Here is a 17,557-nt window from a genome sequence, read left to right on the forward strand (position 1 = left end):
GCGTCAGACCGTCACCTCCATCGACTGCTGGGCGCCGACGCCAAAGACCCGCTTGTAACGCGCGATCTGATCGGCCGGCCCCATCGCCTTGTTGGGGTTGTCCGAGAGTTTGACCGTCGGATGGCCATTGGCCGAGGCCGCCTTGCAGACCAGCGAAAACGGCGCCAGCGCGTCATTCGGCACCAGGCCGACGAAATCGTTGGTCAGCATGGTGCCCCAACCGAAGGAGACCTTGATCCGCCCGGCAAACTGGCGGTGCAGCTCCTCGATCTTGGCGACGTCGAGCCCGTCGGAGAAGATCACCAGCTTCTGGCGCGGATCTTCGCCCTTCTCCTGCCACCAGCGGATCGCGATTTCGGCGCCGCGCGCCGGGTCGCCACTGTCGATGCGGATGCCGGTCCAGGAGGCGAGCCAATCCGGCGCGTGTTTCAGGAAGCCTTCGGTGCCATATGTGTCGGGCAGAATGATGCGCAGGTTGCCCTCGTGTTCGTCCTGCCAGTCGGCCAGAACCTGATAGGGCGCCTGGGCCAGTTCGGCATCGTCGCGGGCGAGGGCTGCATAGACCATCGGCAGTTCATGCGCATTGGTGCCGATCGCCTCGATGTCACGGCGCTGGGCGATCAGGCAGTTCGAGGTGCCGGTGAAGCGGTTCTCCAGCCCCTCCATCATCGCCTGCACGGCCCAATCCTGCCACAGGAAGGAATGCCGGCGGCGGGTGCCGAAATCGGCGATCTTCAGACCATCCAGCGCGCGCAGGCGGGTGATCTTCTCCCACAGTTTGGTCATGGCGCGGGCGTAAAGCACCTCCAGCTCGAACCGGCCGAGGCGTTGCAGCACGGCACGGCCGCGCAGCTCCATCAGGACGGCGAGGGCGGGAATTTCCCAGAGCATGACCTCGTGCCAGCGGCCCTCGAAGGTCAGCTCGTACTGGCCGTCGCGCTTTTCCAGATGGTAAGGCGGCAGGCGCAGGCCCTCGAACCATTCCATGAAATCGGGGCGGAACATTTGGCGCTTGCCGTAGAACATGTTGCCGCGCAGCCAGGTGCTTTCGCCGCGGGAAAGCGACAGCGAGCGGACATGGTCCAGCTGTTCGCGCAGCTCGCCCTCGTCGATCAGATCGGCGAGACGGATCTGCCGGCTGCGGTTCAACAGGCTGAACTGCACCTGCGTGTCGGGCCGGTTGCGGAAAATCGACTGGCACATCAGCAGCTTGTAAAAGTCGGTGTCGATCAGAGACCGCACAATCGGGTCGATCTTCCAACGGTGGTTCCAGACTCTGGTAGCAAGATCGACCATGTGCGCGCTCCTCTTGCCGGTGACTATGGCAGCAAGGTTGCGGAAAGGTCAAAGCCCCTTCTTGCGGCGGGGCAGGATGTCGGCCGGGCAATGCAGCTCAATCTCGGCCAGAAGATCGGCGCGGGCGAGGGGTTTCACCAGAAACCCGTCGAGGCCCGCGGCCCAGCAGGCGGCGCGATCTTCGCCAAAGGCATTGGCGGTGAGCGCCACGATCGGACAGCGGCGCAGGCCCTTGGCGACCTCGTAATTCCGTATCTCGCGGGTGGCCTGCAGCCCGTCCATCACCGGCATCGAGACGTCCATCAGGACCAGATCCACCGCCCGCGCCCGGTAAAGATCCAGCGCCTGGGCGCCATTTTCCGCCTCGATCAGGCTGGCGACCTGGTCTTTCAGCATCTTGCGGACGATCATCATGTTGGTGCGGTTGTCCTCGGCGATCATCACCCGCAGACCAGGGCGCAACGGCGAAGCGTTGCGCAGTTCCGCCCCCGGCGCGGGCATCGTCGTGCGGGCCATCCGCACCTGCAGGGTGAAAACCGATCCGCGCCCGATCTGCGAACTGACCGAGATGCCGCCCCCCATCTGCTCGGCCAGCATCGAACAGATCGTCAGGCCCAGCCCGGTGCCGCCGTATTGCCGCGAAATCCCGTCGTCGGCCTGGCTGAAACTGTCGAAGATGCGCCCGATCCGGTCTTGCGCAATGCCGATCCCCGTGTCCGCGACCTCGACCCGCAGCAGGTCGGCGTCGGGGCCGGGCGGATGCACCGTGATCGTGACGGCGCCCTCGCGGGTGAATTTCACCGCATTGCCGGCGAGATTCAGGAGGATCTGCCGCAGCTTGCCCTCGTCGCCCAGAACAGTGGCGTCCTGCGGCAGGATCAGCTGCAACTCCAGCTGTTTTTTCGCCGCGACGGGTTCCAGAATGCGCAAAACCCCGTTCAGCGCCGCCGCGAGCGAGAAGGGACGGCTTTCCAGCGTGGATTTGCCGGACTGCAGCTTGGCAAGGTCGAGGATGTCATTGATGATCTCCAGCAGCAGGCGGCCGGACTCCACGATCGTGTCGACATATTCGCGCTGCACGAGGTTCAGCTTGGTATCGGCCAAAAGCTCGGCCACGCCGATCACGCCATTCATCGGGGTGCGGATTTCATGGCTCATATTGGCCAGAAAGCGCGATTTGGCCTGGCCCGCCTCCTCCATCGCGGCATGGGCGCGGGCAAGCTCGGCCTGACGCTCCTTGGCTTCGGAAATGTCGCGCTCGACGGCGACCCAGTGGCGCAGCTGGCCGGTGTCGTCGAGAATGGGCGTGATCGAGGTTTCCACCCAGAACAGCCGGCCCGATTTGGCCCGGTTCAGCACCTCGGCCCGGACGGCGCGATGTTGGCGCAGCGCCGTGTCGAGCTGCGCGGTGGTTTCGGGATCGGTCTCGGGCGCATTGAGCACCTCGCCCGGCAAACGGCCCGCGACCTCGGCCAGAGTATAGCCGGTGCTGCGGGAAAAGGCATCGTTCACCCATTCGATCCGGCCATCGGCGCCGGAAACGAGGATGCTGTCATTGGCATATTTCGCAACCAGCGCAAGGCGCTGGCCGTCCTGATCCGAGCGGGCAAGCTCGATCCGGGCAAGTTCCTGTTCGTGCTGATGCTTCAGAAGGGCATATTCATTGCGTCGTCGTTCCAGTTCATTCTTCTCGATCTCGTTGATGAAGAGGATCGAGATGTAGGTCAGCAGCACGACCGCGGCGGCGAAAAACCCATATTCCTGCGAGCTGGCCAGACGCGGCATTGCCAGATCCAGCGCCATCAGCACAAACAGGGTCAACCCCAAGATCGCCAGCCGCAGATCCGCCACGGCGCGGAGCAGCGGTCTGGTCAGGCCCGCGTTGACGATGGCCGCGATGAGGCAGGCGGCCGCGAAGAACCGCGACTCGTGCAGGGGGATGCTGCGCCAGGTCAGCGCAACGCAGAGCGCGATCGCGGTGGATTGCACCCCGGCGGACACCAGCGCCAGCCGCAGCGGCCAGGGCCCTTCGTCCCCGCCTTCGAGGCGGCCAAGCACCCGGCGCAGGCTGAGATGATCGACGACCTCGCTTCCCGAGGCCAGCAGCGCCAGGGTCAGAGCAAGTCCCGGCGAGTCGAGAAGGGCGATGATTCCCCCGCCAAACAGGATCAGAATCTGCCGTTGCCAGACGGCGACGTTGCGCCCCTGCGCATAGCGCAGAAGGCGGCCATGCGGGCTCATCCGGTCTTCGAAATGCGCGAGGTCAATCAGCGCTTCGGTGCGAATGTCGCGGCTCTCCGCCATGCCAAGTCCTTCCCGGTCCTGACATGAGGCTTAGGCCCTCAGGGTTAAGGAAGGCTGAAGGTCAGGGCAGCAAGGTGACCCCGGCCGCCGTCATCGCCTTTTTCTGCGCCGCAAGCGAGCCGCCAAGGTCAATCGCGCGGCAGGCGCCCTCCAGCACGGTGGCGGCAAAGCCGTGGGCCACGGCATCGAGCGCCGAAAAGGCCACGCAATAATCGGTGGCAAGGCCGACGAAGGTCAGCTTGGCAATCCCGCGCCCGCGCAGGTAAGTCTCCAGCCCGGTTGGGGTTTTCTTGTCATTCTCGAAAAGGGCGGAATAGCTGTCGATGGCGCTGCGAAAGCCCTTGCGCAGGATCAGCTGCGCCGGATCAGTGCGCAGATCGGGGTGAAACAGCGCGCCCTCGGAGCCTTGCACGCAATGGGCGGGCCAGAGGGTCTGCAACCCGTAGGGCATTTCGATCTGCGAAAAAGCCGCGTGACCGGGGTTGTTTTCGGCAAAGGAGCTGTGGTCGGCGGGGTGCCAGTCCTGGGTCAGGACGACGGTCTGAAATTCGTCCATCAGGGCATTGATGCGGGGGATGATCGCCTCCCCCTCGGCCACGGCGAGGGCGCCGCCGGGGCAGAAATCGTTCTGCACGTCGATCACGATCAGGGCTTCATCGCTCAGGCGCATCTGGTCCTCCATGCTTGGGATCAGGGTTAGGCATGCAGCGAACGGGGGTCAAGCCGGCGCGGGCCTTGAGTTGGCGGCCGCGAAGGACTAAGGCGCGGCCATGATCATCATCGCGGCACTTTACCACTTCACGCCCTTCCCGGACCCCGCTGCCTTGCGCGCGCCGTTGCTGGCCTTGTGCCAGGCGGAGGGGATCAAGGGCACGCTTTTGCTGGCCGGTGAGGGGATCAACGGCACGGTTGCGGGCAGCCGCGCCGCGATTGATGCGCTGTTGGATGCAATCCGCGCCCTGCCGGGCTGCGCCGATCTGGTCTGGAAGGAAAGCCAGGCCGAGGCCAACCCCTTCACCCGGCTGAAGGTGCGGCTGAAGCGCGAGATTGTCACGCTGGGCGTCGAAGGCGTCGATCCTCTGGCCCGGGTCGGCCACCATGTGCCGCCGCAGGACTGGAACGCGCTGATCTCCTCCCCCGATGTGGCGGTGATCGACACGCGCAACGGCTACGAGGTCTCGATCGGCAGTTTCGCCGGGGCGGTCGACCCCGGCACCAGCACGTTTCGCGAATTCCCCCAGTGGTGGCAGGAAAACCGCACCCGTTTTGCGGGCAAGCGCATCGCCATGTTTTGTACAGGCGGCATCCGTTGCGAGAAATCAACAAACTACCTTCTCGGTCAGGGCGTGCCCGAGGTCTTCCATTTGCAGGGCGGCATCCTGAAATATCTGGAGGAGGTGCCTGCGGAAGAAAGCCTCTGGCAGGGCGAGTGCTTTGTCTTTGACGCCCGGGTCGCGGTGGGCCACGGGTTGACCCAGGGCAAGGCGCGGATGTGCCGGGCCTGCGGGCATCCTTTCCTCGAGGGCGCCGATTGCCCGGAGTGCGGCCCGAAAATTTGATTGTACCGATCACAAATTAGAATTTGACCCCGCCCGCCCGCAGCGCCAGTTTCGCCCGACATTTCACCCGATACTGGGGCAAGCCATGCCGAAAACCTCGATCTTCACCCCGGTTCTGATTGCCGGCTGTGCGGTTCTGCTGCTCAACTTCGCGATCCGCGCCAGTTTTGGCGTGTTCCAGATCCCGATCGCGGCTGAATTCGGCTGGCCGCGGTCGGATTTCTCGCTGGCGATTGCGGTGCAGAACCTGGCTTGGGGCATCGGCCAGCCGATCTTCGGCGCGCTGGGCGAGAAGTTCGGCGACCGCAAGGCGATCATCGCGGGGGCGCTGCTTTACGCGCTGGGGCTGGTGCTTTCGGCCTATGCCACAACGCCAGGCACCATGCAGTTGTTGGAGATTCTGGTCGGTTTCGGCATCGCGGGCACCGGGTTTGGCCTGATCCTCGCCATCATCGGCCGCGCGGCACGGCCTGAACATCGCAGCCTCGCGCTGGGACTTGCCACGGCGGCGGGCTCTGCCGGGCAGGTGGTGGGCGCGCCCACGGCGCAGCTTTTGCTGCAGCATTACCATTGGCAGACGGTTTTCGGCATCTTCGCGGTGGTGATCCTCGTGACGTTGTTCGCGCTGCCGTTCCTCAAATCCTCGCCCATGGCCAGCAAGGCCGAACTGGAGGAATCGCTGGGCACGGTCTTGGTCCGCACCTTCAAGGACCCGTCTTTTGCGATGATTTTCATGGGGTTCTTCTCTTGCGGCTATCAGCTGGGTTTCATCACGGCGCATTTCCCGGCCTTTGTCACCGAACGCTGCGGCGCGATTGACCCGAGCGGCATCCTCGCCGGGATCGGGATCTCCTCGACCTCGATCCTCGGCGCGGTGGCGATTTCGGTGATTGGGTTGTTCAACATCGCCGGCTCGATCCTGTCCGGGCTTCTGGGCAAGCGCTATTCGAAGAAATACCTGCTGGCGGGGATCTATACCGGGCGGACCGTGGCCTCGATCCTGTTCATCATGCTGCCGATGACGCCGGGCTCGGTCCTGCTGTTCTCGGCTGTCATGGGGGCGATGTGGCTGGCGACGGTGCCTTTGACCTCGGGTCTGGTCGCGCATTTGTACGGGCTGCGCTACATGGGCACGCTTTATGGCTTTGTCTTCCTCAGCCACCAGATCGGCAGTTTCCTCGGCGTCTGGCTTGGTGGGCGGATGTATGACCTGACCGGGGATTACACCATGGTCTGGTGGATCGGCATCGGCGTCGGCGCCTTCTCGGCGCTGATCCACCTGCCGATCCGCGAGCGGATGGTGGCCGTTCCCGCCTGACGCTTCCCAAGGGCCGTTCTTTGGGCTATCGCGGGTTAAAATGCCCGAGGATGTCATGCCCGAAGCCCAATCCCGCCCGATCGAGGTGATCGCCCCGAACCTGAAGCGTCGCCTGTCTGGGGTCACGGCGACGGTGGTGCGGCTGATCCCGATCCAGGCGAAGATGATCGGGATTGTGGCGACCGGGCCCGGCCTGCCGCCCGAAATGCCGCATATCGCCTTGGCGCGGCTACCCTTTCTGTCGCGCAAGCGCTGGCGGGTCTGGCACGCGCGGCGCAATACGGAAATGGCGCTGGGGCTGATCCTGCGGCATCTGTTCTTCTGCAAGTTTCGGCTGCTGTTCACCTCGGCCGCGCAGCGCCACCACAAGGGCTTCACCCGCTGGATGATCGCGAAGATGGACCGCGTGGTGGCGACCTCGGAACGGGCGAAATCCTATCTGCAGGTGCCTGCCACGGTGGTCATGCATGGCGTCGATACGCAGGTTTTCCACCCCGCGCCCGACCGTGCTGCCCTGCGCGAAAGCCTGGGGATCGCCCCGGATGCGGTGGTTCTGGGCTGTTTTGGCCGGGTCCGCGCGCAAAAGGGCGTCGATCTGCTGGTCGAGGCCGCCTGCGCCCTGCTGCCCTCGCGCCCCAAGGTCCGGATCATCTTCACCGGGCGGGTGACCGAGGACAACAAGGCCTTCCATGAGGCCCAGCTGGCCCGGCTGGCCGCCGCCGGCATCGCCGACCGCGTGAGTTTTCTGGGCGAGATCCCCTGGGCCGAGGTGGTGCGCCACTATCAGGCGCTGGATCTGTTCGTGGCCCCGGCAAGGTGGGAGGGGTTCGGCCTGACGCCCTTGGAGGCGATGGCTTGCGCTGTGCCGGTCGTCGCCGCCCGCGTTGGCGCGTTCGAGACCTTGATCAGCCCGCAGGTCGGCTCCTTGGTGACGCCGGGCGATGCCACCGCACTGACCGGGGCACTTTCGGTCTGGATCGACAATCCCGACTTGCTGAAAGCGGGGGGTGAGGCCGCCCGCGCCCATGTCCTGTCCCGTCACCGGATCGAGGATGAGGCGGCCACCCTGGTCGGGATCTATCGTCAGATGCTGGACACGCCGTGACAAGGCTGGGCTTCTACCTCGCCCGGACCTGCCGGCAAGAGGCGCCGCTGGCCGCGATGGGCCTGCCCATGGCGCAGGTTCTGGCGCAGATGCGGGGGCGGATCGCGCTGATCGGCAATGCGCAAAGCCTTGGGAAGGCGCAGTTCGGGGCCGATATTGACGCCGCCGACCTGATCCTGCGGATCAACCGCGCCCCGATGCCAAGCGCCGAAAGCCACGGCAGCCGCACCGATGTGCTGTGCCTCGCTACCAGTCTGGACGCCGCGACCTTGGCCCGGCTAAACCCGCGTCTGGTCCTCTGGATGTCGCACAAGCGCAAGCGCCTGCCCTGGGCGGTGGCGAGCCACCCGGGATTTGCCCTGCCGCCCTTGGAGGATTTCTTTCGGCTGAAGGCCTTGCTGGGGGCGCCGCCCACCACCGGGTTGATGATGATTGACCTGCTGGCGCGCAGCCCGGCGCGTTCGGTTGATCTTTACGGCTTTGACTTCTTTGCCAGCCTTTCGCTCTCGGGCAGTCGGACGGCGGCGCAGGTGCCGCATGATTTCGTCGCCGAGCGCGGCTTTGTCGAGGCTTTGATGGCGCGGGATGCGCGCTTTGCGCTGAAGGTCCCTCCGCTTTAACGGAATAATCTGTGCTGGGGCGGAGAGTTGGCGCTTTGCCCCATTCGCCCCTTTCGCCCCCCGCGCGCATAGGCTAAGGCCCAACCGTCTTTGACATAAAGGAGAACCCCGATGGGCTATAAGGTCGTCGTCGCGGGTGCCACGGGCAACGTGGGCCGCGAAATGCTGAACATCCTCGCCGAGCGCGAGTTCCCGGTTGACGAGATTGCCGCACTGGCATCGCGAAAATCGTTGGGCACTGAAATCAGCTTTGGCGACAAGACCGTCAAGACCAAGGACCTGGAGACTTTCGATTTCACCGGCTGGGACATTGCCTTGTTCGCCGTGGGGTCGGATGCGACCAAGATCTATGCGCCCCGGGCTGCGGCGGCGGGCTGTGTCGTGATCGACAACTCTTCGCTTTACCGCTACGACAGCCAGATCCCGCTGATCGTGCCGGAAGTGAACGCCGATCAGATTTTCATGTATAAAAACAAGAACATCATCGCCAACCCCAACTGCTCCACCGCGCAGATGGTCGTGGCCTTGAAGCCCTTGCACGACCGCGCCAAGATCAAGCGCGTTGTGGTGTCGACCTATCAATCCGTGTCGGGTGCCGGCAAGGAAGGCATCGACGAGCTTTGGGACCAGACCAAGGGGCTTTACGTCCCCGGCCAGGAGGTCGCGCCGAAGAAGTTCACCAAGCAGATCGCTTTCAACGTGATCCCGCAGATCGACGTTTTCCTGGACTCGGGCGAGACCAAGGAAGAGTGGAAGATGGTGGCCGAGACCAAGAAGATCCTCGACCCCAAGATCAAGGTCGTGGCCACCTGCGTCCGCGTCCCGGTTTTCGTCGGCCACTCCGAAGCGATCAACATCGAGTTTGAAGAGCCGCTCGACTGGGAAGAAGCGCAAGACATCCTGCGCGAGGCGCCGGGCATCCTGCTCGTCGACAAGCGCGAGCCGGGTGGCTACATCACGCCGATCGAATGCGTGGGCGAATATGCCACCTATATCAGCCGGGTCCGCCAGGATTCGACGGTGGAAAACGGCCTGTCGCTGTGGTGCGTCTCGGACAACCTGCGCAAGGGCGCGGCCCTGAACGCGGTGCAGATCGCCGAGCTTCTGGGCAGCAAGGTCCTGAAAAAGGGTTGAGTCTTTCGAGATTGCGTAAAGGCCCTGCCGCGAGGTGGGGCCTTTTTCTTTGGGGTCAGGCGCCTTCAAGGGCGGCGACGAAGGCCTTGAAAAGCTTGCGCATGGCGGGTTTTTTGTAGGGAAACACCTCGGCGCTGTCCATGTCATGGACGATCATCGCGACGTCGAGTTCAAAGACCAGAAGCCGCCCGTCCGGCAATTCGGCGCAGTCGATGCCGAAATAGTCCAGGCCGATTGCCTCGGCCAGCCCGGCGAAGGCCTGGGCGTGGCGCTGGGCGAAACCGCTGTCGAAATCTTCCATCCAGGCCGCTTCGAGCGCGCGTCTGCCGGGGTTCGTTTCCATCGCCGCGTTCAGATAGTGCACCATCCAGTGCTGTGAAGCTGCCATGTGGCTGGCGAAGGGCTGGCCCTTGATCAGCACGACCCGCGCCTTGGCATAAAGCCCGTCGGCGCCGCGATGGTCGATGAAGGGAGCGGTAAAGAACTCCTCCTCCGGGTGGGTGGCCAGAAATGCGTCTAATTCCTCGGTATTTTCGACCTTGGCGAGGCCCTGCCCGGCATGCGACCCCACCGGGCGGATCACCGCGGGAAAGTCGAAGAAGCGTCGCGCGCGGACAGCGGCGATCAGCATGAAGCGGCTGACGCGGCGGGTCGGCGGGCAAAGCAGGCCGGGCACGTCGGACAGCATCGCGCTGACGTTGTCGCGGGTCAGGCGGGCGATCAGCCGCGGGGCGTTGTTGAGCACGGGGCCGGGGTGATTCCTCAACAAGCGCGTCAGGTTGGCCAAGACGCCGGCGTTTTCCGGCCCTTCGCCCACGGCCATGAAGATCACGTCATGCGGCGGCAGATTGTCGAGGCTTTCGGTCGCCTCATCGACAAAATGCTGGATCAGCACGGCGTCCGAGCCGGCCAGCAGGAAATCGATCGGCGTGTTGGTCATGAAATCGCCCGGCGTCACCAGGGCCAGAACCCGCGGGCCGGTGCCGGCGCCGTGGATCACCTCGTAACTCGGCTGCAGTTGCACGGCGGCGCGCTGCATCACGCGCCCCTCGGCGGCCAGATCGCCACCCTGCGCCAGAAGCAGGGTCGACAGATCCATCGCGGCACCCGGATCGGCCACCTCTGCCCCGGCGCGGGCGATCAGATGGGCGGCTAGCGGCGTCAGATCGACCTGCGCGTAAAGCTGGCGCAAGATCGCGGCCTGACCGAGGCTGCGGCTGACGGGCCTGCGAAAGGCTGCGGGATCTGCGTGCTGCATGGGCGCTCCTTCTGATGCGTTCAGGAAGGGCTACGCCAAGGAAGTGAACGAGTGGTTTAGGTCCTGGCCCGACAGCGGATTATTTGCGCCTTGGCGCGAAGCCCGCGGGGGGCGATGCGGGGCTTACGCCCCTGCAGCTTTCAGGGCCTTCTCAAGATCCTCGGCCTGTTCGCATTTGCCGCAGAGCCCCTGCAGCTTGGCGAGGTTGGCCTTGGCCTTGTCGATCTTGCCGGTCGTGATGAACAGCTCGCCCTGATATTCCAGCGCGCCCAGATGGTTGGGATTGATCTTCAAGACGGTCAGATAGGCCTTGTCGCTGTCGGCCAGCTGGCCAAGCTTGCGATAGGTGAAGCCGAGCAGGTTCCAGGCATCGGCGTTCTTGGGGTCTTCCTTGGTCACATTGATCAGCTTGGGCAGGGCGGCGGCGAAATTGCCCTCGTCCACCATGGCCTTGGCCTCGTCATAGGCCGAGACGGTCGGGCTTGCGGCGCTGCTGCCGTCGCTGGTGCCTGCCGCCATGACCGGGGCGGCCAGGACGGAGAAAATGGCCAGAATGCCCACGAGAAAGCTGCTGAAAATATGTGTCATCGGAAGTCTCCTTATTCCTCTTGGTCAGGATGGTACGGTGATTCCTGAAATTTCCGGCTTCAAGCCTGCGTGACAGCGGTCAGGCCAGGTGTTCGGAAGCAAGAACCTGCCGGATCGAGGTGGCGCATTTCGTGACGATCTCGTCCAGTTCGGCATCGCTGCAATTGTAGGGCGGCGCAAGAATCACGATGTCGCCGTTGACCCCATCCACATTGCCACTGACCGGATAGCAGACAAGCCCGTTTTCCATCGCCTGGGCGCGAATTTTCAGGGCAAGCTGGTGCTGGGCGGGAAAAGCGGCCTTGGAGGTGCGGTCGGCCACAAGTTCGGCGCAGATGAAATGGCCGCGACCGCGGATGTCGCCCAGGGCCTCGACGCCCGACAGCGCCTCGGCCAGCCAGGATTTGAGGCGCGGGCCGTTGGCGGCGACCCTTTCCAGCAGGCCCTCGCGAGCGATGATCTTTTGCACGGCGACGCCTGCGGCACAGGCGGCGGTATGGCCGGAGAAAGTGTGCCCGGTGCCGAAGGCCCCGTCGCGGGCGCGGATCACCTCCCAGACGGCCGTGGTGCAGATGGCGGCGCCCAAAGGCAGGTAGCCTGCGGCGAGGCCCTTGGCGACCGACATGATGTCAGGCTCGACCCCGTCGTAAGCCAAGGCGCGCCAGGTGCCGGTGCGGCCGGCGCCACACATCACCTCATCCGCGATCATCAACACGCCGTAACGGCTGCAGATCTCGCGCACACGCTGGGCGTAGCCCTCGGGCGCCGGCACGCAGCCGCCTGCGGCGCCGACGACCGGTTCGAAGATGAAGGCGGCGATGGTCTCGGGGCCTTCGCGCAGGATGGCGGCCTCAAGCTCGGCGGCGCAGGCCTCGGCCAGGGTTTCCGGCGTGGCGCCGGAGATCGGGCGATAGGCGTTGGCCGGGGAAAGCTTGATCGAGGGGATGAAGGCGCCCTCATAGGCCGCTGTCCGTTCGGCAAAGCCCGAAACCCCAAGCGCGCCCAGCGTGTTGCCGTGCCAGGACCTCTGGCGCGAGATGAAACGGCGGCGGGATTTCTGGCCATTGGCCGTGTGGTATTGCAGCGCGATCTTGAGGCAGCTTTCGACGGCCTCCGACCCGCCGGTGACAAAGACCATCTCGCGCAGGGTGCCGCCGCAATGGGCGCGGATGATTTCGGTCAGCTCCTCCAAAGCGTCGGTGGTGAAGTTGTAGCGGTAGCCATGCGCGATCGAGCTCATCTGCGCCATGACAGCGGCGTTGACCTCGTCATTGGCATGGCCAAGGCTATAGACCGCAGGCCCGCCCGAACCGTCGATATATTGCTTGCCGTTCATGTCCCAAAGATAGCTGCCCTTGGCGCGGATCACCTTGGGCAGGCCATCGGTGGCTTTGAGATGTTCAGTCTTGGCGTGGCTGGTGGACATGGCAGGCTCCTGTTTGGGCGGAGAGTGGCAGGAGGCGGCAGGGGCAGCAAGGGGGCAAAGCCGCTTGCCCGAAGGGGCCGGCGGGCCTAGGCTGAGGTCAATTACAGGAGAATTTTCATGCGCATCCCCCTTGGCCTTTTGGCCCTTGTTCCGCTGTCCATTCCCGTGCCGCTTTGGGCAGACACCGTGCTTGCCACCAGCCATATCACCGCCGTGACGATCTATCCGCAGGGTGCCCAGATCACCCGCGAGGTCAGCTTTGATGCCCCACCCGGCGCGCATGAGGTCTTGATCACCGATCTGCCCGCCAAGACCGTTCCGCAGTTGCTGCGCCTGACCTCGCCCGATGCGACGCTCGGGGCCTTTGCGCTGCGCACCGACCGTCTGCCGCCGCGCACCGAGCCTACCACGCCGGCGATGGATTCAGCTAAGGCCCTTGTCAAATCCGCCGAGGCGGATCTGGCCAAGGCGCAGGGCGCCGTCGATGCGATCTCTGCCCAGGTCGAGGCGCAGCAGGCCCAGATCGCCTTTCTGACCGGGCTGAAGCTGGAAGGTTCCGGCGCGACGGCCGAGGGGCTGACCGCGATTGCCGATATGGTGCAGACCAAGGTTCTGGCGGCGCGTCAGGCCGCGCAGGCCGCAAATCTGGGCCTGCCCGCTGCTCAGGAAGCCGTCACCGCGGCGCAAGAGGCGCTGGACAAGGCCAAGGCCGCGCAGGAGGCCCTGTCGCGGGGGGACGAGGATTACGCAGCCCTGTCCGTTGCCGTCACCAGCACCGGCAAGGGCGGCCATCTGACCGTGACGCATTACGTCTCCGACGCTTCCTGGCTGCCGGTCTATGACATGGCGCTGGACCGCAAGGCGCCGAAGCTGACGGTGGACCGGGGCGTTCTGGTCAGCCAGTCGACCGGCGAGGATTGGGCCGGGGTCGATCTGACCCTGTCCACCGCGCGGCCCGGCGAACAGGCCGAGGCGTCGCGGCTCTACCCCGAACTCAAGCGATTCGTCCCGCCGAGCCGCGGTTTGGCTGCGGATGGGTCCGGGGATGTCGCCGAGCCGGCGCCGATGGTGGAGGCAATGGTTGCGAAATCGAACTACGGCGCGGCCGCCTATCAGGGCGATACCGTAGTCTATCACTACGCCGCCGCCGTCGATGTGGCCTCTGGGGTGGAAAACCTGCGGCTGGAACTGGATCAGCTGACCTTCACCCCCGAAGTGCAGGCCCTTGCCGTGCCGCGTTACGACCACACGGCCTTTCTGGTCGCCAAGCTGACCAATACCTCCAAGGAAATCCTGCTGCCCGGCGGAGCTATTCTCACGCGGGACGGGGCCTTGGTCGGCGGGACGGATTTGCAGGTTCTGGCCCCCGGTGGCAAGGTGGACCTTGGCTTCGGCGCGATCGAGGGGTTGAAGCTGACCCGCGACATGCCCCAGCGGGCCGAGGGTGACCGGGGGATCTTCACCTCCTCGACCCAGATCGAGGAGAAGGCGGTGCTGAAGGTCGAGAACCTGACGGATGAGGCCTGGCCCGTCCATCTCATGGATCAGGTGCCCTATTCGGAAACCGAGGATATCAAGATCACCTATACCGCCGACCCGAAGGTGTCGGTGCAGGATGTCGATGGCCAGCGCGGCATCCTCGCCTGGGATTTCGATCTGGGCCCGAAGGAGACCAAGGAGGTCAAGCTCGACAGCGTGATCTCCTGGCCGCAGGGCAAAGAGGTGGAATAGGGGCCAGTTCGGGGTCTAGACGAACTCGACCTGCTTGTTCCACTGGATCAGCACGACGCAACCATCGTCGGACCAGACCGAATGCACGCTGCCCTCGGGGTTCAGGACCAGCGATCCGGTCTTGTAGGTGCCGCGCTCGTCGCTCTGGCTGCCTTCGAGCACGAGGATCGTCTCCAGCCCGCGGTGGAGGTGCCGTGGCACGCCTGCACCGGGGGCATAGCGCAACAGGGCCACCGCAGGTTCGCCAGTCAGGATCGGCGAGATTTCGACCCCTTCGCGGAAGGGTTCATAGACGGCATCGCGCCAGGTTTCCGGCAGAAAACCGGAGAGGGAAAAGGGGTCAGACACCAAGCGCCTCCAGCACCAATGCGGTGGGGGCGGTCCAGCCGACAATGGCCCCCTGCGCGCGGATCATCTCAAGAGTGGCGGCCTTGAAGGCGGGGAAATAGCTTTCCGTCGCATCCTCGACCAGAAGACAGGCAAAGCCGCGGTCATTGGCCTCGCGCATCGTGGTTTGCACGCAGACCTCGGTTGTGACCCCGGCGAAAAGCAGGGTCTTGGTGCCAAGGCGGGCGAGGTCCTCGGTCAGCGAGGTGGCGTAGAAGGCGCCTTTGCCGGGCTTGTCGATGACGATTTCGCCGGGCAGGGGGGCGAGTTCGGGGATGATGCCTGCGCCGGGCTCGCCAGCGATCAGGATGCGCCCCATCGGGCCTTCGTCGCCGATCCTGAGGGAGGGGTTGCCGCGCAGGCGTTTCAGCGGCGGGCAATCGGACAGGTCGGGCGCGTGGCATTCGCGGGTGTGGATCACCGGAATACCCGCCGCCCGGCATCCGGCCATCAAGGCCGAGGCTGCGGGGATCAGCGCCCGCAACAAGCTGACATCATTGCCCAAAGTCTCGCCAAAGCCGCCCGGCTCCATGAAGTCGCGCTGCATGTCGATGACGATCAGCGCGGTGGTGGAGGGGTCGAAATCGAAGGGGAAGGGCAGGGCGCCCGCAATCTCTGCCATCAGGCATGGCCCCCCATGTGGTGGCCGATGGTGGCAAGATCCGCCGTCGCTGCCGGGGTTTCGTAAGAGATCCGGCCTTCGGACATGACCAGGATACGGTCGGACAATTCCATCACCTCGTCCAGATCCTCGCTCATCAGCAAGACGGCGGTGCCGGCGTTGCGCGCCGTCATGATGCGGGCGCGGATCTCGGCCACGGCGGCGAAGTCCAGACCGAAACAGGGGTTGGAGATGACGAGAAGCTTGACCTCTCCCGTCAGTTCCCGCGCCAGCACCGCGCGCTGCACGTTGCCGCCCGAAAGCGCGGCGATCGGCGTGTCGAGCGAGGCGGTCTTGACCTTGAAGGCATCGACCAGCTTCGCCGCCTGCTCACGCATCTGCGCGCCCGACAGCCAGAAGCGGGGAGTGGCGCCTTTCAGATCAAAGCTGCGGAAGGCGATGTTTTCGGTGACGCTCATCTTGCCGGCGCAGGCGTTGCGCAGGGGTTCTTCGGGCAGGTAGCGCACGGCGAGGGCCTGCGCCTCGGGCCGGGTCGCGTGATAGGGCTGGCCATTCACCCGGATATCGCCGGCGGAGGGGCGCTGGCCGGTCAGAACCTCCATCAGCTCCATCTGGCCATTGCCGGAAATGCCTGCGATGCCGACGACCTCGCCCGCCTTCACGGTCAGATCGGCGATGTTGATCTCTTTCAACCCCGAGCGGTCGCGTGCGGTGACGCCCTTGACGGTCAGCACCTCGGCCCCGGCCTCGCCCTTGCGCGGCAAGGGGGTGCGGGCGGCGGAAGTGCCGATCATCATAGCGGCCATGTCGGCATGGCTCAGGGCAGCGACCTTGCCCTTGCCGACCAGCCGCCCCCGCCGCAGGACCGAGACGTCATCGGCAAAGGCAGTCACTTCGCGGAACTTGTGGGTGATCATCAGGACTGAAATCTCGCCCGCCGTACACAGGCCGCGGACATGGCCCAGCACCTCATCCGCCTCGTCCGGGGTCAGAACCGAGGTCGGCTCGTCGAGAATAAGAAAGCGGCGACCAAGGTAAAGCTGCTTGAGGATTTCAAGCTTCTGCTTCTCCCCGGCCGCCAGTCGGGAGATCGGTTGATCAAGCGGCACCTTGAAGGGCATGGCTGCCATGAAACCCGCAAGGTCGCGGCTTTCCTTGGCCCAGTCGATCACGGCGGGCGTGTCGCGGCGGCTGATCACGAGGTTTTCCGCCGCAGTCAGTGAGGGGACCAGGGTGAAATGCTGGTAGACCATGCCGAGCCCCATCGCATGGGCATCGCGCGGGTCGGCAATCTGCGCCTCTTTCCCGCCGACGATCATCTGGCCGGAGGTGGCGTGGTAAAACCCCATCATGCATTTGACGAGGGTGGATTTTCCGGCACCATTCTCGCCCAGCAGGGCGTGAAAGCTGCCGGGGGCGATGTGGATCGAGACATCCTCCAGCGCCGTGAAGCCGCCGAAGCGCATGGTCATGCCCAGGGTCGAAACCTCCAGCGCGCCGGGGAGGACGGGGTCCGCGCCAATGACACTCATACCAGCCCCGCGAACAAGGCGGCGCTGTCGCTGACCGCGCCAAAGACGCCGCCCTGCATGGTGACCATCTTCAGGGCCGCCGCATGGTTGCCGGCATCGGTGGCGCCGCAGCAGTCGGAGACGATCAGGCATTCGAAACCGCGGTCGTTCGCCTCGCGCATCGTGGTCGAGACGCAGACATCGGTGGTGATCCCGGTCAGGATCAGGTTCTGGATGCCCTTGGTGCGCAGGATCAGCTCCAGGTCGGTGGCGCAGAAGCTGCCCTTGCCGGGCTTGTCGATGATGACCTCGTCCGGCAGGGGGTAAAGCTCGGGGATGATGTCCCAGCCCGGCTCGCCCCGGATCAGGATCTTGCCGCAGGGCCCGGCGTCGCCGATGCCGGCGCCGATCTGCTGCGACCGCCAGCGCTTGTTGGGCGGCAGGTCGGCGAGGTCGGGGCGGTGGCCCTCGCGGGTGTGGATGATCATGTAGCCCTTCTCCCGCATCGCCGCCAGAAGCGCCTTGATCGGGGCGATGGGCGCCTGGGTCATCGACAGGTCATAGCCCATCATGTCGACATAGCCGCCCTTGCCGCAGAAATCGGTCTGCATGTCGATGATGATCAGCGCGGTGTTGACCGGGCGCAGATCGCCATTCCAGGGCCAGGCATAGGGGGTCGAGGGGATCGTGGACATTGG

General features: G+C 64.9%; 16 protein-coding genes. 6 read left to right on the forward strand and 10 right to left on the reverse strand.

Translation table 11 applies throughout. The annotated features are described in order from the left end of the window. Nucleotides 1-3 precede the first annotated feature (3 nt). From pncB to pncA, 3 genes are all read right to left on the reverse strand, one after another. Nucleotides 4-1,296: a nicotinate phosphoribosyltransferase gene (gene pncB / locus AC1DVR_RS01240; RefSeq protein WP_477998698.1), complete on the reverse strand. Its 1,293-nt coding sequence runs from the start codon at nucleotides 1,294-1,296 to the stop codon at nucleotides 4-6. 48 nt (nucleotides 1,297-1,344) lie between these two features. After that, nucleotides 1,345-3,600 carry a hybrid sensor histidine kinase/response regulator gene (locus AC1DVR_RS01245; protein ID WP_477998699.1) on the reverse strand — a complete coding sequence of 752 codons (2,256 nt, stop codon included), beginning with the start codon at nucleotides 3,598-3,600 and terminating at the stop codon, nucleotides 1,345-1,347. Between the two features lie 61 nt (nucleotides 3,601-3,661). After that, a complete protein-coding gene (gene pncA, locus AC1DVR_RS01250; protein ID WP_477998700.1) occupies nucleotides 3,662-4,270 on the reverse strand; it encodes a bifunctional nicotinamidase/pyrazinamidase in 609 nt (202 codons plus the stop codon). A 100-nt stretch (nucleotides 4,271-4,370) separates the two neighbouring features. Between pncA and trhO the strand changes: the two genes are divergently transcribed. The 5 genes from trhO (at nucleotide 4,371) to AC1DVR_RS01275 (ending at nucleotide 9,336) form a co-directional block, all read left to right on the forward strand. Continuing rightward, the gene (gene trhO, locus AC1DVR_RS01255; protein ID WP_477998701.1) at nucleotides 4,371-5,159 is read left to right on the forward strand and encodes an oxygen-dependent tRNA uridine(34) hydroxylase TrhO; all 789 of its coding nucleotides are present in this window, start codon (nucleotides 4,371-4,373) and stop codon (nucleotides 5,157-5,159) included. Nucleotides 5,160-5,244: 85 nt separating this feature from the next. Continuing rightward, nucleotides 5,245-6,477, forward strand: a complete 1,233-nt coding sequence (locus tag AC1DVR_RS01260) for an MFS transporter (protein ID WP_477998702.1) — start codon at nucleotides 5,245-5,247, stop codon at nucleotides 6,475-6,477. Between the two features lie 55 nt (nucleotides 6,478-6,532). Then, complete coding sequence (locus AC1DVR_RS01265) at nucleotides 6,533-7,582, forward strand: glycosyltransferase family 4 protein (protein WP_477998703.1); 1,050 nt, start codon at nucleotides 6,533-6,535, stop codon at nucleotides 7,580-7,582. After that, on the forward strand, nucleotides 7,579-8,202 hold the full coding sequence (locus AC1DVR_RS01270) for a glycosyltransferase family 29 protein (RefSeq protein WP_477998704.1): 624 nt from the start codon (nucleotides 7,579-7,581) through the stop codon (nucleotides 8,200-8,202). Before AC1DVR_RS01265 ends, AC1DVR_RS01270 begins: the two co-directional genes overlap by 4 nt. Before the next feature lie 111 nt (nucleotides 8,203-8,313). Further along, nucleotides 8,314-9,336: an aspartate-semialdehyde dehydrogenase gene (locus tag AC1DVR_RS01275; protein WP_477998705.1), complete on the forward strand. Its 1,023-nt coding sequence runs from the start codon at nucleotides 8,314-8,316 to the stop codon at nucleotides 9,334-9,336. Nucleotides 9,337-9,391: 55 nt separating this feature from the next. On the opposite strand, the gene AC1DVR_RS01280 is transcribed toward AC1DVR_RS01275, so the two are convergent. The 3 genes from AC1DVR_RS01280 to AC1DVR_RS01290 all read right to left on the reverse strand — a co-directional run bounded on the left by AC1DVR_RS01280 (nucleotide 9,392) and on the right by AC1DVR_RS01290 (nucleotide 12,608). Then, a complete protein-coding gene (locus AC1DVR_RS01280; RefSeq protein WP_477998706.1) occupies nucleotides 9,392-10,594 on the reverse strand; it encodes an ATP-grasp domain-containing protein in 1,203 nt (400 codons plus the stop codon). A 123-nt stretch (nucleotides 10,595-10,717) separates the two neighbouring features. Beyond that, complete coding sequence (locus tag AC1DVR_RS01285; protein WP_477998707.1) at nucleotides 10,718-11,182, reverse strand: tetratricopeptide repeat protein; 465 nt, start codon at nucleotides 11,180-11,182, stop codon at nucleotides 10,718-10,720. 79 nt (nucleotides 11,183-11,261) lie between these two features. After that, nucleotides 11,262-12,608 (reverse strand): aspartate aminotransferase family protein, encoded by a 1,347-nt coding sequence (locus AC1DVR_RS01290; RefSeq protein ID WP_477998708.1) that lies wholly within the window; start codon nucleotides 12,606-12,608, stop codon nucleotides 11,262-11,264. Nucleotides 12,609-12,725: 117 nt separating this feature from the next. Between AC1DVR_RS01290 and AC1DVR_RS01295 the strand changes: the two genes are divergently transcribed. Continuing rightward, nucleotides 12,726-14,339, forward strand: coding sequence for a DUF4139 domain-containing protein (locus tag AC1DVR_RS01295; protein ID WP_477998709.1), 1,614 nt, complete (start codon nucleotides 12,726-12,728; stop codon nucleotides 14,337-14,339). Nucleotides 14,340-14,354: 15 nt separating this feature from the next. Here the strand turns inward: AC1DVR_RS01295 and AC1DVR_RS01300 are convergent, their stop codons facing one another. The 4 genes from AC1DVR_RS01300 to biuH are packed head-to-tail and all read right to left on the reverse strand — an operon-like array spanning nucleotide 14,355 to nucleotide 17,554. Beyond that, nucleotides 14,355-14,687 (reverse strand): cupin domain-containing protein, encoded by a 333-nt coding sequence (locus AC1DVR_RS01300; RefSeq protein ID WP_477998710.1) that lies wholly within the window; start codon nucleotides 14,685-14,687, stop codon nucleotides 14,355-14,357. Then, on the reverse strand, nucleotides 14,680-15,348 hold the full coding sequence (locus AC1DVR_RS01305) for a cysteine hydrolase family protein (protein ID WP_477998711.1): 669 nt from the start codon (nucleotides 15,346-15,348) through the stop codon (nucleotides 14,680-14,682). The genes AC1DVR_RS01300 and AC1DVR_RS01305 overlap by 8 nt, the downstream gene beginning before the upstream one ends. Continuing rightward, nucleotides 15,348-16,880 carry an ABC transporter ATP-binding protein gene (locus AC1DVR_RS01310; RefSeq protein WP_477998712.1) on the reverse strand — a complete coding sequence of 511 codons (1,533 nt, stop codon included), beginning with the start codon at nucleotides 16,878-16,880 and terminating at the stop codon, nucleotides 15,348-15,350. The genes AC1DVR_RS01305 and AC1DVR_RS01310 overlap by 1 nt, the downstream gene beginning before the upstream one ends. Continuing rightward, nucleotides 16,877-17,554 (reverse strand): biuret amidohydrolase, encoded by a 678-nt coding sequence (gene biuH, locus AC1DVR_RS01315; RefSeq protein WP_477998713.1) that lies wholly within the window; start codon nucleotides 17,552-17,554, stop codon nucleotides 16,877-16,879. The genes AC1DVR_RS01310 and biuH overlap by 4 nt, the downstream gene beginning before the upstream one ends. Nucleotides 17,555-17,557 lie beyond the last annotated feature (3 nt).

It is taken from the genome of Rhodobacter sp. P2_H5, assembly GCF_056403335.1.

Coding starts and splice junctions, on each gene's coding strand:
- pncA (WP_477998700.1), bottom strand. CDS start 4,270: ATGCGCCTGAGCGATGAAGCCCTGATCGTGATCGACGTGCAGAACGAT.
- biuH (WP_477998713.1), bottom strand. CDS start 17,554: ATGTCCACGATCCCCTCGACCCCCTATGCCTGGCCCTGGAATGGCGAT.
- AC1DVR_RS01275 (WP_477998705.1), top strand. CDS start 8,314: ATGGGCTATAAGGTCGTCGTCGCGGGTGCCACGGGCAACGTGGGCCGC.
- AC1DVR_RS01280 (WP_477998706.1), bottom strand. CDS start 10,594: ATGCAGCACGCAGATCCCGCAGCCTTTCGCAGGCCCGTCAGCCGCAGC.
- AC1DVR_RS01265 (WP_477998703.1), top strand. CDS start 6,533: ATGCCCGAAGCCCAATCCCGCCCGATCGAGGTGATCGCCCCGAACCTG.
- pncB (WP_477998698.1), bottom strand. CDS start 1,296: ATGGTCGATCTTGCTACCAGAGTCTGGAACCACCGTTGGAAGATCGAC.
- AC1DVR_RS01260 (WP_477998702.1), top strand. CDS start 5,245: ATGCCGAAAACCTCGATCTTCACCCCGGTTCTGATTGCCGGCTGTGCG.
- AC1DVR_RS01290 (WP_477998708.1), bottom strand. CDS start 12,608: ATGTCCACCAGCCACGCCAAGACTGAACATCTCAAAGCCACCGATGGC.
- AC1DVR_RS01285 (WP_477998707.1), bottom strand. CDS start 11,182: ATGACACATATTTTCAGCAGCTTTCTCGTGGGCATTCTGGCCATTTTC.
- trhO (WP_477998701.1), top strand. CDS start 4,371: ATGATCATCATCGCGGCACTTTACCACTTCACGCCCTTCCCGGACCCC.
- AC1DVR_RS01305 (WP_477998711.1), bottom strand. CDS start 15,348: ATGGCAGAGATTGCGGGCGCCCTGCCCTTCCCCTTCGATTTCGACCCC.
- AC1DVR_RS01245 (WP_477998699.1), bottom strand. CDS start 3,600: ATGGCGGAGAGCCGCGACATTCGCACCGAAGCGCTGATTGACCTCGCG.
- AC1DVR_RS01295 (WP_477998709.1), top strand. CDS start 12,726: ATGCGCATCCCCCTTGGCCTTTTGGCCCTTGTTCCGCTGTCCATTCCC.
- AC1DVR_RS01310 (WP_477998712.1), bottom strand. CDS start 16,880: ATGAGTGTCATTGGCGCGGACCCCGTCCTCCCCGGCGCGCTGGAGGTT.